This is a genomic window from Roseburia sp. 1XD42-34 (assembly GCF_009917385.1).
Taxonomy (GTDB): Bacteria; Bacillota; Bacilli; order Bacillales; family Amphibacillaceae; genus Virgibacillus.
Genome location: NZ_QWLJ01000005.1, coordinates 160,196 through 174,438, shown reverse-complemented (window position 1 = coordinate 174,438; position 14,243 = coordinate 160,196). Strand labels below are relative to the sequence as shown.

The following is a 14,243-nucleotide window of genomic DNA, read 5'->3' as shown; positions in this document are numbered from 1 at the left end:
TGTAGGGGGAATTAACTTGCGTACATTTGTTGTAGGTTCTCGTAAAAGCAATCTTGCAGTAACGCAAACGAATTGGGTCATTGATCAATTGAAGAAAGCAGGAGTAAAAAATGACTTCAAAGTCAAGAAAATTGTTACAAAAGGCGACCGGATTTTGGATGTTACTTTATCCAAGGTAGGCGGTAAAGGTCTGTTTATTAAAGAAATTGAACAGGCTATGTATGATAAGGAAATTGATTTAGCAGTACATAGTATGAAGGATATGCCGTCTGCAATGCCAGAAGGACTTATCATTACAACGATTCCTAAACGTGAAGATCATCGTGATGCGTTTCTGTCAAAGGGAAATGTGCGTTTTAAAGATTTGCCGAACGGCGCAATTGTTGGTACGAGCAGTTTACGCAGAGCTGCCCAAATACAAGCGATAAGATCAGACGTAACAATAAAATGGATACGTGGAAACATAGAAACACGGATAAGGAAATTGCAGGAAGAAGATTATGATGCCATTATATTGGCAGTATCTGGATTAAAACGTGTCGGCTTAAGTGAAGCATTAATTACCGAGTATTTAGAGCCAGAAGTTTGTGTTCCTGCAGTTGGACAGGGAGCTTTAGCTATAGAATGCCGTGAAGATGATCACGAATTGAAAGAACTATTAACAGCTATTCATGACGAAGATACTGCTCGAACGGTGACCGCAGAACGAACGTTTCTTCATTTGCTTGAGGGAGGATGTCAAGTGCCGATTGGCGGTTATGCATATTTAGAGGGTGAAACAATTGTATTAACAGCATTTGTAGGTACTCCAGATGGAAAAACAGTGTTAAAGGAGATAGTTCGCGGGGAGGAACCAGAAGTAGTTGGAAAAAAAGCAGCTCAATTATTGCTGGATCGTGGTGCAAAGGAAATTATCGAAAAGGTAAAAGAGGAGCTTAATGAGTAATGTGCTTACCACTGCTTGGAAAACGAATTTTAATTACTCGTGAACAAAGAAAAGCAGCTAAGTTTGCACAAAAAATAAAAGGTTTAGGGGGCGAACCTGTAGAAATCCCCCTTATTTATATTACTTGTAAACGCCCCCTAAATCATGATGTTATACACCAATTAATGCATTACCAATGGATTTTTTTTACGAGTGGAAATGGAGTAGTCTGCTTCAACCAGCTATTAAAGCATGAATGCATTCCTCTAGAGCAGCTAGGAAAACTTAACATTGCAGTAGTAGGGAATAAAACTGCAACTAAACTCATGGAGTTAACAGGACGTTCGGCTGATTTTATACCAAGCTCTTTTGATGCAGATACGATGGCCGATGAATTTTTAGCTCAATATCCTGATGCCAATCAATTCCTGCTCGTTCGTGGCAATCTTTCTCGCGATGTTCTACCAGACCGATTTCAGGAAAAAAACAAAACATTTACAAACCTTGAAGTCTATGAAACGCATGAAGATGAACAAATGCAATTACTGTTACAAACCACCTTAGCAAAAACGGTCATCGATTATATTACGTTTACAAGTCCTTCTACGGTGGAAGCATTTGCTCATATGACTGCTGCTAGAAAGGTAGCGCCATGCATTTGTATTGGTACGACAACGGAGAAGCGAGCCAAAGAATTAGGATTTAGCCCTATTTTAACAGCCAAAGAATTTACAGTGGATGGTATGATTGAATGTATAAAGCAAGACGTTACGAAACAAAGAAAGGAAGAGACAGAATGACAAACTTACCAACTTTTGATCGGCACCGTAGATTAAGACGGACATCAGCGATCAGGGATTTAGTAAGAGAAACTCACTTGCATACAGCTGATTTGGTGTACCCAATGTTTGTTGTGGAAGGAGAAAAGATCAAACAGGAAGTTCCTTCTATGCCAGGTGTATATCAGCTATCGATTGATTTATTAACGGAAGAGATAGATGAGCTTAATCAGCTTGGTATTCAAGCAGTTATTTTGTTTGGTGTGCCAAATGAAAAGGATGAAGAAGGCACTGGGGCGTTTATTGATAACGGAATCGTACAACAGGCAACGAGGGTAATTAAGGCACAAAAGCCATCGATGCTCGTAATCGCCGATACTTGTTTGTGCGAGTATACATCACATGGACATTGTGGGATTATTCATGAACATGATGTAGACAACGATGCATCATTGGAATTACTTGCTAAAACTGCTGTTTCCCAAGCAAAAGCAGGAGCGGATATTATTGCGCCATCCAATATGATGGATGGTTTTGTTGCCACTATTCGTCACGCTTTAGATGAAGCAGGCTTTACGCATATACCAATTATGTCTTATGCCGTCAAATACGCCTCTTCATTTTATGGACCATTTCGCGATGCTGCAGATAGTACGCCACAATTTGGAGACCGAAAAACATATCAAATGGATCCTGCCAATCGATTAGAAGCGTATCGAGAAGCGAAGACAGATGTTGATGAAGGTGCAGATTTTTTAATTGTGAAGCCGGCGCTTAGCTATTTAGATATTGTACGTGATATAAGGAATAACTTTGATCTACCTATCGTTGCTTACAATGTAAGTGGAGAGTATGCGATGGTAAAAGCAGCAGCACAAAATGGCTGGATTGATGAGAAGATGCTAGTGTTGGAAAAACTACTTTCCATGAAACGTGCTGGAGCTGATTTAATTATTACTTATTTTGCAAAAGATGCCGCCAAATGGTTAGCTACTAAAAAATAGATAGGGGGATCCTTGATGAATAATTTTATGAAATCCAAAGATGCTTATAAAGAAGCGGTTGACTTGATGCCGGGTGGGGTTAATTCCCCCGTACGGGCATTTAAATCGGTTGGGATGTCGCCAATATTTATGGAATTTGGCAAAGGATCTAAGATTACAGATGTGGATGGCAACGAATATATTGATTATGTTTTAAGCTGGGGTCCATTGATTTTAGGGCATACAGATGAACGTGTAGTAACAAAGCTTAAGGAAGTCACGGAAAAAGGGACTAGCTTTGGTGCACCAACATTATTAGAAAATGAACTTGCTCAACTCGTTATCGACCGTGTCCCATCCATTGAAATGATTCGAATGGTAAATTCAGGTACTGAAGCTACGATGAGTTCACTGCGGGTAGCTAGAGGGTACACAGGAAGGGATAAAATAGTAAAGTTTGAAGGGAATTACCACGGCCATGGCGATTCATTGTTAATTAAGGCAGGCTCAGGTGTTGCTACGCTCGGACTTCCGGATAGTCCAGGTGTTCCTAAAACGATTGCTCAAAATACAATAACTGTCCCTTACAATGATTTAGAAAGTGTTCGTTATGCATTTGAGACGTATGGAGATGACATTGCAGCCGTTATTGTAGAACCAGTTAGCGGTAATATGGGGGTTGTCCCACCAAAAGCAGGTTTCCTGCAAGGTTTAAGGGAGATTACGGAGCAGAACGGAACGGTACTTATTTTTGATGAAGTAATGACAGGTTTTCGTGTAGGTTATCATTGCGCACAAGGTCACTTTGGAGTAACACCAGATATGACATGTTTAGGAAAAGTAATCGGTGGAGGATTACCGGTTGGAGCTTATGGTGGGAAACGAGAAATTATGGAGAAGATTGCTCCAACTGGATCTATTTACCAAGCGGGAACACTATCTGGAAATCCATTAGCGATGACGGCAGGGCTAGAAACGTTAAAAGCACTAACTGAATCGTCTTATGAAGCCATTAATAAGCAAGTAGATCGATTAGTAGAAGGATTTACTGAAGCTGCAAGCAAATATAATATACCGTTACAAATCAATCGGGCTGGTTCCATGGTAGGTGTGTTCTTTACAAATGAAGAAGTAGTGAATTTTAAGACGGCGCAATCTGCAAACCTTGACTATTTTGCCCAGTACTACCGAGCGATGATCGAACAAGGAGTATTCCTTCCACCTTCTCAATTTGAAGGCCTGTTTCTATCTACTGCTCATACAGATGAAGATATTGAACACACCATTAAAGCTATTCATACTGCTTTTTCGTCCATCAAGTAAAGGTTTATTCAGTGGGGGCTCCCCTCATAATCAGCGGATAAAAGGATAAGACCAAGACCTCAGACAAAGGGGAAAACACTATTTCTGCGTGTAATTGATGGCTAACGTCTTTAATTTTTGAAATGGGAGGATTTTTGGCACCTCAAAACTAGATAAAATGAGAAACAAAACCTCTGCTAGCTTAAATGTTTTTGTTTTGATTGAGATTAAACATGAAAAAAATCTCTCGAAACACGAATGGTTAAGTTTAGCCAGGGGTTTTTTGTTGTATAGGAAACTGTAAAATGAGGTGTTTGTGGAAAACGAAATAATCAGCTACGTCCGGCGCAAGCCCCAAGCAACGTAGCGACTTCACGAATCGCCCGATGATAAGTCATCATTGGTTCGTGCCTCACCATGATTCCTAAAACTTTAGTCGATTCGTTCCACTCGCTACGTTGCTAACCGGGCGCCCCGCACCTTTGTTCTTGTGTTAAAAGGTTTTGTAAAATAACATAGCGTTTCTTTAGCCTTTGTGGAGGTCAAGTCTTTCCGATTGTAATATCTGAAAGAAGTCGTTCATATAGTTGAATAAGGCATATCATCATATATGAACTATATGATGGAGAGGAGGAGAACCATGACAAATAAGGAGTCCGTATTTCAGTTTGAACTGAATGAGACGCTCTACTTTGAAAAAGGACAGGAAGTGAATGAAATGAGAGGGGTTTCTTTGGAACCAGATATCTCTATTCATTCATTTCACGATTATATTTCGATTCGAGGAGTTATTGAGCTAAAAGGAGAGTATGAAAAGAGCAGCCACAACGATTTTTACAGTGATGTAGAATTAAATGAGATGGCTTCAAAACGATATGTAGAAGTAGTTGAAGAAAACGAAGACGGCTTATCTATATTCTCCCACCGCTTTCCAGTAGAAATCTCTGTACCTGCAAACCGCGTAGCAGATTTAAACGATATAAGCGTTTATATTCAAACCTTTGATTATGAAATCCCCGACCCAACATTATTCCGCTTATATTCTACAATAGAAATCCATGGTATCCAACAGGAAGAGCGTATGGTTCCAACTGAGGAAGTGGATGAGGAACAATCGGAGGGTGAATTCGATGATGCAACAGCAGAAACGGACAGTGATTTCCGTGAAGAAAACGTGGATCATTTTCAGTTTGAACTTCAACAGTCAGAATTAGATCATAAAAGTGAAGAGATAGAAGGTAACCAGTCTTTGCCATATCTTGATGATCCGAATCAGAAAGTAATGGGTGAGGAGCGATTGGAAGTAAGCGAGGAAATAGAAAAAATACTGGATGAGGAACGATTGGAAGTAAGCGAAGAAACAGAAAAAACACCAACAGTAGAAGAAATAAATAAGGCGGAAGGTCAGGAGGAGTTGATAGAGGTACCTGCATCCACAGAGAATACCAATGAGGAAATAGATGAAACTGGGAGGTGGAAGTATAAAGAAACAAAAACATTAAAGGAATTTTTTGGCACAGAGGCAAAGGAAAACGATGATTTGGATCAGGAGGAAATGGTAGAGGATGAAGAATATGAATGGACAGAGGAGGAATATGAGCAGGAGGACGTTGAGGCTTCCCCTGAAGTAAATCAAAATAGTGATGACCGACATAATCATGAAGGTGTTAAGGATGTTGGCTATTTAGCTGATATGTTTAGTGATAAAGAAGAAAATAGCTATACAAGTATGCGCTTATGTATCGTACAGGAACAGGATACGATTGACTCGATTGCGGAAAGGTATCAAGTTTCGGCACTACAATTAATTAAACAGAATCGTTTGGATGAAGATTATGATGTTACAGAAGGGCAATTACTATACATTCCGCAAATGAAAAACAAACAATGATTTTAATGATAATGAAATATTCATACAGGGTGCCTTTCAACCTAGGTAAATATTCGGTTGTGGCCCCTAATTGCTTCCTTTAGCAATCTCATGAGGATGATCGTTCAAAAAAACTAGTGATCATATATCGTATTTTCATCTTAGTAGCAAGTGTTTTATTGTATATCCCTAAATACGGAAGGATAATAAATGGATTATTTCTAGGACATGGAGAAGTTTTTAAAAACTATTTGTTTGTTTTCAAACTAGGTGGTGAGGGAAATGGATACCTTAAAAGCAGTATTGCAGGCTTATTCTATTCAGCCGTTTTACATAGAAAAACAGACGGAGCATCTTTATAAGGTGCAAGACCACTACCAACAATATGCATTAAAACAAAGTAGGTTAACGCAAGAAACAGTCGGGATGTGGGAACAGGTCTATAACATAGCTTATACTGATTTTCTTTCTTTGGTTCTACCAGTTTATTTAACCAAACAGGGAAAACTGTATGAAATACAAGGGGATTCCATTTATTATGTGACACCATGGAAAGGAAATTCGCTAACTGAGTTAGATCAGCCAACGATAGAAAAGTTATTTCAAAGTATTGGGAGGATGCATGCAAAAACAAAACAGCAACAAATGGTTGAAAGCGACCAATTAAAACGTACTTTTCAGCATTATAAACAGCATTGCAAGCAATTGCAGCTGGAATTACTGGCTGCGGTAGAGCAGTTTGAAAAAAATCGCTTTATGTCTCCATTTGAATTACTTGTTTGTACCCAGTTTAAGGAATTAGATTATAGTTTACAAGAAACAGTGCGAAGGATTGATCAGTTACTATATGAGCAAGAAGAAAACAGTACTTGGTATTATAGTCTTTGCCACAAAAATATAACTACATCTCATACGTTAACTCATCAAGCACAGCTCTATTTGATTAACTGGGAGAAGGCAGGTTTTGACTATCCCATTTTTGATTTGGTAACTTTTTTTCATCAAGAGACAAGTGAATATGATGCTCCGTTGGATTTGTTCATGCACGGATTTGATAAATATATGGATGAGAACGAACTGACCAAGAAAGAATTGTATTTGCTCGTCATTCAATTATTGGATACTCAAGCCTACCTAGCTTGTGTTACAGCACATAAGAAGACAAAAGCAACAATGATCGAGCAAATTATTCATCTACAGCATATATTTCGCCGTATATTATTTGGACTGCATTTTTCTGCCTATGTGGATCAAACTTATGATACGATTGATTTGGATGATCTGGATGAGGCGGACTAAATCCACTCCAAATAAAACGCTATAAAAATACCAACAAGAATTCCAAGCAGAAAAACATCAAAGGTGGTTGGGAAAAACAAGGTGCGAATTAACTGAAAAATCAATACTGGTAATGTGCATCTTTCAATGACGATAATACAATTTCTTGCCCATGGCGGCAGCCGGTAGCGGTAATATCTTGCCATTTTACAACCTCTCCCTTTCACAAGAATGTTCGTTTTTACTATACTATATGTATAAATGGATGCTTTTGGTGCAAACCTTATGTTATAAAGTACAAATGAGCGATAAAAATAGAAATGGCTTTCGAATTAGTGAATTTTGCACATAATAAAAGGAAAAAGTTGACGGGACCACGGATTATATATAAAATAAAGCTATTCCAATTGATATTTAATTAAACATAGAAAATGTAAAGAGTGGGAAGAGTACAGGGTAATGGTCATGCAGAGATGGAAATCATTGGCTGAAAGTTTCCTTGATTGATTATGCTGGAAAGTCGCCCATGAACAGCTCCTTTGAACAAAAGGCAGTAAGAAGATTGCTGTTAGTAGGGGGAAGCCGGTTGATGTACCGTTATCAGACTAAATGAAGTGTGTATACTTATTTGCTTCTAGAAGCATATCCGCTTTTGAAGACGGATTTTATAGTAGTGTCAAATATGTATACAAATAAAGGTGGTACCACGGAAAGCATACCCTTTTCGTCCTTTTTAGGGCGGAGAGGGTTTTTTGTTAAAGGAAATGCTTGAACGAATGAGAATAAGGAGGAATTTGTGATGCATGAACAAGAATCGAAGCCTTCGCTTTCTGCTAAGTATAATCCACAGGAAGTAGAAAAAGGTCGCTATCAATTTTGGTTACAAGGGGATTATTTTAAAGCTAAGGATGACCCGGAAAGAGAACCCTATTCCATTGTGATTCCACCCCCAAATGTAACAGGGCGCTTACATTTAGGTCATGCTTGGGATACGACAATGCAGGATACGATCTCGAGAATGAAACGCATGCAGGGATATGATGTGTTATGGCTTCCTGGTATGGATCATGCCGGTATTGCAACGCAAGCAAAAGTCGAAGCAAAATTAAAAGAGCAAGGTACCAACCGTTATGAGCTAGGAAGAGAAAAGTTTCTTGAAAAAGCTTGGGAATGGAAAGAAGAGTATGCAAGCTTTATTCGTTCTCAGTGGGAAAAATTGGGGCTTAGCTTAGATTATTCACGGGAACGATTCACACTTGATGAAGGGCTATCTGACGCGGTAAAAGAAGTATTTGTTAAATTATATGAACAAGGTTTAATTTATCGTGGGGAATATATTATCAATTGGGATCCAGAAACAAAAACAGCTCTATCAGATATAGAAGTAATTTATGAGGAAGTGCAAGGGAAATTTTACCATATGCGCTATCCGCTTAAAGACAGTGACGAGACAATTGAAATTGCAACGACTCGTCCGGAAACGATGTTAGGAGATACAGCAATTGCTGTTCATCCAGATGATGAACGATATTTGCATTTAATCGGAAAAAAAGCAATTCTACCAATTGTTGGTCGTGAAATACCAATCGTTGCAGATGAATATGTAGATATGGAATTTGGTTCTGGGGCTGTAAAGATTACTCCTGCACATGACCCGAATGATTTTGAGGTTGGTAATAGGCACAACTTAGAACGGGTTTTGGTTATGAACGAAGACGGAACAATGAACGAAAATGCGAGGGTTTATGAAGGTCTAGATCGGTTTATATGCCGAAAACAAATTGTTCACGATTTAAAAGCGCAAGGTGTACTCTTTAAGATAGAAGATCATGTTCACCAAGTGGGACACTCGGAAAGAAGCGGCGCTGTGGTCGAGCCTTATCTATCTACCCAATGGTTTGTGAAAATGAAGCCACTTGCAGACGCTGCAATTGATTTGCAAGCATCTGAAGACAAGGTCAACTTTGTTCCTCAACGTTTTGAAAGAACGTATTTAAATTGGATGGAAAATATTCGTGATTGGTGTATTTCTCGTCAATTATGGTGGGGACATCGAATTCCAGCTTGGTATCATAAGCAAACAAATGAAATTTATGTTGGCAAAGAAGCGCCAGAGGACATCGAAAATTGGGAGCAAGATGAAGATGTGTTAGATACATGGTTCTCGTCAGCTTTATGGCCATTTTCAACGATGGGATGGCCAGATCCGGAGGCGGAAGATTATCAGCGCTATTTTCCAACTGGGGTGCTCGTAACGGGCTATGATATCATTTTCTTTTGGGTGTCACGAATGATTTTCCAATCCAAACATTTTACCAACCAAAAACCGTTTGACGATGTATTAATACATGGATTGATTCGCGATGCAGAAGGAAGAAAAATGAGCAAATCGTTAGGTAATGGCGTCGATCCAATGGATGTGATTGATAAATATGGGGCGGATTCGTTACGCTACTTCCTACTCACCGGCTCAACCCCAGGGCAAGATCTACGCTTTTATTGGGAAAAGGTGGAAGCGACTTGGAATTTTGCCAATAAAGTGTGGAATGCATCTCGCTTCTCGTTAATGAACTTAGAAGGATTTTCCTACGAAGATATCGACTTGACAGGGAAAAAGTCGCTTGCTGATAAATGGATCTTAACTCGCTTAAATGAGACGATTGAGCATGTAACAAAAAATAATGATAAATATGAATTTGGCGAAGCAGGGCGTCATTTGTATAACTTTATTTGGGATGAATTATGCGACTGGTATATTGAAATGGCTAAGTTGCCGTTATATGGAGACGATGAGACGGAAAAACAAACCACTCGTTCTGTGCTCGTTTATGTCCTAGATCAAACAATGCGTATGCTTCATCCATTTATGCCGTTTATTACTGAAGAAATATGGCAGCAGTTACCCCACAAAGGAGAGTCCATTTCGGTGGCAAAATGGCCGGAACAAAGACCTGAATTTCATGATGAACAGGCAGCAAGTGAAATGAAACGACTTGTAGCAATTATCAAAGCTGTTCGTAATATCCGTGCAGAAGTAGATACGCCGATGTCCAAGCAAGTGAAACTTATGATTCAAGCAGAGAATGAAGCAATTGTTAAAGAATTAGAGGAAGAGCGGCATTATCTGGAACGTTTTTGTAATACGAGTGAATTGATCATCGCTCGGCAAGTTAAAGTCCCTGAAAAAGCGATGTCTGCAGTGGTGACTGGAGCAGAACTGTTTTTGCCCCTGGAAGGATTAATTGATTTTGATAAGGAAATTGCCCGGTTGGAAAAAGAACTAACCAAATGGACAAAAGAAGTAGAACGTGTTCAGAAGAAGCTTGCCAATCAAGGGTTTATTAATAAGGCCCCACAGGCTGTGGTTGATGAAGAAAAACAAAAGGAAAAAGATTATTTGGATAAACAAGCTAAAGTACAAGCGAGACTGAATGAATTAAACTAGTAAAATAATGAAAGAGGATAAGATATAACTAAAGCAGCTGATTAAAGAATGAACAATAAAGTGAATTTTTCATTAGTGGGGGTTCTTTCATCCCCCACTAATTGTTTATTACCGTAATGGTGTTGACCGAAAAGTCTCTTGCGAAATAGGGGCATTTAAGTATCTGTGTAGTATGATTCCTCTAATTCTTGAGACGGGAGCCTTCAGTACTTATATGCCGGATAAATCGTATAAATAAGGCATTTAGATGTGACTTTTTGAGCCGTGAGCTTTACAGTACTTATATGCCGGATAATATGGGTTGTCCGGCTTTTGCAATATAATTTGCTTATGACCCAGTCACTTTATCTGCGTTTATCGATGCGGTTTAAGTTGTATTTGTTTGTTTATATGCTCCACGTATAAACGGAGGATATTTTCATTACTAACAGCACTTAGTGTGCGAGAACCGACGACATCTTCCATTTCATTAAATAATAACTCTCCTTGTTCACTAATAAGAAAATCAATACCAACCATACCGAAATCGAAAGCGTTGATGATGGTTTGGATGCTATTTTTTTCTTGCTCGTTTAACCTGTATAAACGCGCGTTCCCACCGAGCTTATAGTTTGCTCGGAAATCAGTGTCGCTTTCTCTAAGTACTGAAGCGACGATCTTTTTTCCGACAACAAAGACACGCAAGTCTTTTCCTGCCTTTACAGGGCATGTTTGGATAATAACTTCTTGCCTTTGTAATGTTTGTATACATGTTTTATATTCTTTTTCGCTAGTTATGAGGTACACTTGTTTACCGCCTCTTCCCGCGACGTCCTTTATGACAAAAGGAAAAGGTAGAGGAGGTATAGTTCCCAAAATGGAAGCTTTACTATAGTACGTATCAACCATCGGTATGTGCAATTGATGTACTGCATGGTGAGTCAACGCTTTGTTATTACAAATAGTTGCGATACGGGAATTGTTGAAAACGAGAATTTCACAGCTTTCTAAATGAAGGCTAAGCATAGGGTCTATTGTACGAACAACTGCAAAATCGGGCATAGCTTGCGCCTTTCCGTTTCTAAATATAGCTTGTTGTTTATTGTGAATACCGATCATTAAATCCTCTCGACGTACAAGCTCTAATTGGATGGACTGCAGCGCTGCTTCTTCAATGAACCAATCAATATAAGCTTTGTTTGCTTGTATATCTTCATTGCTATAAATAAGCCAGCCATTATACATTTGTTATCCCTTCCATCTCTCTTAAAATATAGTCTATGATAAAATCAGCAACATTAATTCCGGTAGCATCATACATGTTACGAATATGGGCATTGGAATTTATTTCACATACAATGGGCGACTGGTTAGCACCTATTAATAAGTCCACACCAGCAAAGTCAGCACCAATAGACCGAGTTGCAGCGGTAGCCAAATGCTGTTCGACTGCTGATGGTTGATATGCTTCCATAGTACCTCCAGCGGTAATATTTGCTCTAAAATCATTCGCTGAATGTCTTTTCATTGCTGCAACGACCTTGTTTCCAACTACATGCAGGCGTAAATCTACACCGTAGCTGGATGCAATAAATGCTTGCAAAACAAAAGCCTTCGTTCCTACTTTATTAATGTTCTTGATTAAGTCATGCTCATTGTGGACAAGGTATACTTGCTCCCCAAAAGAGCCAAATGCTTCTTTTACGATCATCGGAAACCCCAATTTGTCGATTGCTTCGTTTAATATCCGATGTTTCACTTGTTGAGGGGCGAAAGTTTTAGGGTAAATGATGGTGTCTGGAATAGGAATTTTTGCCATTGCTAATTTCTGATACGTTGCTATTTTATCGTCACTAATACGGATTGCTTCCGAAGAGTTAAACACCCTAATTCCGAGTAGTTCTAGCTGTCTAGCTAAATAAATATCCTTATCTGTAAATACAACATAGTTTGGCAAAGAAAGTGGTTGCTCTTTGGTAAAAAGAGTTAGTTCTTCGTACGACAAAAACGATAAAAGTTCGCTGTTTGATAGGATTTTTACTTGATTTCCTTTGCGGATAGCAGCATTTGCCAACCATTGTGCAAAATCAATAAATTTATTACCTGGTAAACTATCATTATAAATAATCCAGCCGTTTGCGTGCATCGTTTCTTTCCTTTCTGCTATACTAATAATCATTAATACAGTTATTAAAAATAGCTCCGTGTCCAAAAATAGTAAAGTAACTTAATGTGTTGGGAATAGCTACTCCATTTTTACGACATAATTTTTCAATACGTTACTCATTAGTTGCGTTTTTTTAACGAGGGCTTAATGTGAAAATAAAAAACTATTCATGAAAGGATTGTACATAATTGCAAACAATGAAGCAAATAGAAGCTTTTTTCATGAATCGAAGCCAGCTTGGAATCAGACCAGGATTAGACCGAATGACGCAGCTACTCGCGTTACTTGATCATCCTGAAAGCCGACTATCAGCGATCCATGTTGCCGGCACAAATGGGAAAGGTTCTACTTCTGCATTTTTGAAACGAGGGTTGCAAGCGAGTGGTTATCGAGTAGGTGTGTTCACTTCGCCAAGCTTATACGGAATACGGGGTTATATTTATGTGAATGATGAACCAATTTCTGAGCAAGAGTTTTTGAAAGTGTGGAAAGCTGTCTATCCTGCTGTACAGACGTTAGATCAACAGCAGCAAGATCCAACTGAGTTCGAAATTCTGACTGCCATTGCCTTTTTTTATTTTGCCAGTCATGTCGACATTGCGGTTGTAGAAGCTGGCATGGGTGGTAGAGAAGATACAACAAACTGTATGTATCCGATACTATCTATTATTACAACTGTTGCTAAAGATCATACAGCGTTTCTTGGACAGACTATAGCTGAGATCGCTTCACATAAAGCTGGTATTATTAAACAAGGGACTCCTGTAGTTATTGGGGATTTACAGCAAGCTGCGAAAACAGTCGTGCTTCAAGAAGCAATCAAGCAACGAGCTCCTGTTTTCCAACTAGGAGTTGATTTTTGGTATCGTCGTATCACATCGGCTAATTTACGGAATCATATGGAATGGAACGCACGGAATACAAAGCCGGTTTCATTCGAACTTTCCATGTATGGCGAACATCAATTAGTAAATGCTTCTTTGGCATTGACAGCCTTACAAATATTAACACAGCAAGGATTTACCATCCGGTTTGATAAGTTGCAAGACGCTTTTTTTAGTGTTCAGTTAGAAGGGAGATTTGAGGTAGTGTCACAACAGCCCTTCATTATCGTTGATGGAGCTCATAACCCAGCGGGAATACATGCATTTATGGAAACATTGGAAAATAACTTTCCACATCAAGAGCGCCAGCTATTATTTGCGGCTTTTAAAGATAAGGCAATAGATGATATGTTGGCTGAATTGAAGAGCGGGTTTCAAAAAATACAGTTAACAACTTTTCACCATCCTAGGGCAGCAGGTATATCTGAGTTGAAACAGCACCAAAACGCTTCGATTGAATTCGTTAATTCCTGGGAACAAGCAATAGGTGAGATGAATAATCCGAAAATAATTTATTGTGTTACAGGTTCACTTTATTTTATTTCTATCGCCCGATCTTACTTGCTGAAAATGAAGCGTTAAGGGCACTGTTATAAATCACGTATGTATGACAACAATTGCTTTCTGTTTT

11 protein-coding genes and 1 other annotated feature are annotated in these 14,243 nt (G+C 38.9%); of the genes, 8 read left to right on the top strand and 3 right to left on the bottom strand.

The genetic code is table 11. The features are described 5' to 3' along the window. Positions 1-16: 16 nt before the first annotated feature. The 6 genes from hemC to D1839_RS04180 all read left to right on the top strand — a co-directional run bounded on the left by hemC (position 17) and on the right by D1839_RS04180 (position 7,158). Positions 17-946 carry a hydroxymethylbilane synthase gene (hemC, locus tag D1839_RS04205; RefSeq protein WP_120378539.1) on the top strand — a complete coding sequence of 310 codons (930 nt, stop codon included), beginning with the start codon at positions 17-19 and terminating at the stop codon, positions 944-946. Continuing rightward, positions 946-1,725, top strand: a complete 780-nt coding sequence (locus D1839_RS04200) for a uroporphyrinogen-III synthase (RefSeq protein WP_120378540.1) — start codon at positions 946-948, stop codon at positions 1,723-1,725. The genes hemC and D1839_RS04200 overlap by 1 nt, the downstream gene beginning before the upstream one ends. Then, on the top strand, positions 1,722-2,708 hold the full coding sequence (hemB, locus tag D1839_RS04195; RefSeq protein ID WP_120378541.1) for a porphobilinogen synthase: 987 nt from the start codon (positions 1,722-1,724) through the stop codon (positions 2,706-2,708). Before D1839_RS04200 ends, hemB begins: the two co-directional genes overlap by 4 nt. A gap of 15 nt (positions 2,709-2,723) precedes the next feature. Beyond that, a complete protein-coding gene (hemL, locus tag D1839_RS04190) occupies positions 2,724-4,010 on the top strand; it encodes a glutamate-1-semialdehyde 2,1-aminomutase (protein WP_120378542.1) in 1,287 nt (428 codons plus the stop codon). Between the two features lie 619 nt (positions 4,011-4,629). Then, positions 4,630-5,880: a stage VI sporulation protein D gene (gene spoVID / locus D1839_RS04185; RefSeq protein ID WP_158589596.1), complete on the top strand. Its 1,251-nt coding sequence runs from the start codon at positions 4,630-4,632 to the stop codon at positions 5,878-5,880. A gap of 261 nt (positions 5,881-6,141) precedes the next feature. Further along, positions 6,142-7,158 carry a hypothetical protein gene (locus D1839_RS04180; protein WP_120378544.1) on the top strand — a complete coding sequence of 339 codons (1,017 nt, stop codon included), beginning with the start codon at positions 6,142-6,144 and terminating at the stop codon, positions 7,156-7,158. Here D1839_RS04180 and D1839_RS04175 read toward each other — a convergent pair. Then, entirely contained in the window at positions 7,155-7,343 is a 189-nt protein-coding gene (locus D1839_RS04175; RefSeq protein WP_120378545.1) for a hypothetical protein, read from the bottom strand. The genes D1839_RS04180 and D1839_RS04175 overlap by 4 nt on opposite strands. A gap of 221 nt (positions 7,344-7,564) precedes the next feature. Then, positions 7,565-7,872, top strand: a binding site (T-box leader). 64 nt (positions 7,873-7,936) lie between these two features. On the opposite strand from D1839_RS04175, the gene D1839_RS04170 reads away from it, so the two are divergent. Beyond that, entirely contained in the window at positions 7,937-10,582 is a 2,646-nt protein-coding gene (locus D1839_RS04170; RefSeq protein WP_183030197.1) for a valine--tRNA ligase, read from the top strand. 354 nt (positions 10,583-10,936) lie between these two features. On the opposite strand, the gene D1839_RS04165 is transcribed toward D1839_RS04170, so the two are convergent. Together D1839_RS04165 and D1839_RS04160 are read right to left on the bottom strand one after the other, a co-directional pair. After that, positions 10,937-11,806 (bottom strand): ATP-grasp domain-containing protein, encoded by an 870-nt coding sequence (locus tag D1839_RS04165; RefSeq protein ID WP_120378547.1) that lies wholly within the window; start codon positions 11,804-11,806, stop codon positions 10,937-10,939. After that, complete coding sequence (locus D1839_RS04160; RefSeq protein WP_120378548.1) at positions 11,799-12,707, bottom strand: ATP-grasp domain-containing protein; 909 nt, start codon at positions 12,705-12,707, stop codon at positions 11,799-11,801. The genes D1839_RS04165 and D1839_RS04160 overlap by 8 nt, the downstream gene beginning before the upstream one ends. 242 nt (positions 12,708-12,949) lie before the next feature. On the opposite strand from D1839_RS04160, the gene D1839_RS04155 reads away from it, so the two are divergent. Continuing rightward, positions 12,950-14,194, top strand: coding sequence for a bifunctional folylpolyglutamate synthase/dihydrofolate synthase (locus tag D1839_RS04155; RefSeq protein WP_199689930.1), 1,245 nt, complete (start codon positions 12,950-12,952; stop codon positions 14,192-14,194). The last annotated feature ends 49 nt before the right edge of the window (positions 14,195-14,243 follow it).

What these genes read in the sequence shown, in the direction of transcription:
- D1839_RS04165 (WP_120378547.1), bottom strand. Translation starts at nt 11,806, where the DNA reads ATGTATAATGGCTGGCTTATTTATAGCAATGAAGATATACAAGCAAAC.
- D1839_RS04160 (WP_120378548.1), bottom strand. Translation starts at nt 12,707, where the DNA reads ATGCACGCAAACGGCTGGATTATTTATAATGATAGTTTACCAGGTAAT.
- spoVID (WP_158589596.1), top strand. Translation starts at nt 4,630, where the DNA reads ATGACAAATAAGGAGTCCGTATTTCAGTTTGAACTGAATGAGACGCTC.
- hemB (WP_120378541.1), top strand. Translation starts at nt 1,722, where the DNA reads ATGACAAACTTACCAACTTTTGATCGGCACCGTAGATTAAGACGGACA.
- D1839_RS04180 (WP_120378544.1), top strand. Translation starts at nt 6,142, where the DNA reads ATGGATACCTTAAAAGCAGTATTGCAGGCTTATTCTATTCAGCCGTTT.
- D1839_RS04200 (WP_120378540.1), top strand. Translation starts at nt 946, where the DNA reads ATGTGCTTACCACTGCTTGGAAAACGAATTTTAATTACTCGTGAACAA.
- D1839_RS04175 (WP_120378545.1), bottom strand. Translation starts at nt 7,343, where the DNA reads ATGGCAAGATATTACCGCTACCGGCTGCCGCCATGGGCAAGAAATTGT.
- hemL (WP_120378542.1), top strand. Translation starts at nt 2,724, where the DNA reads ATGAATAATTTTATGAAATCCAAAGATGCTTATAAAGAAGCGGTTGAC.
- D1839_RS04155 (WP_199689930.1), top strand. Translation starts at nt 12,950, where the DNA reads ATGAATCGAAGCCAGCTTGGAATCAGACCAGGATTAGACCGAATGACG.
- D1839_RS04170 (WP_183030197.1), top strand. Translation starts at nt 7,937, where the DNA reads ATGCATGAACAAGAATCGAAGCCTTCGCTTTCTGCTAAGTATAATCCA.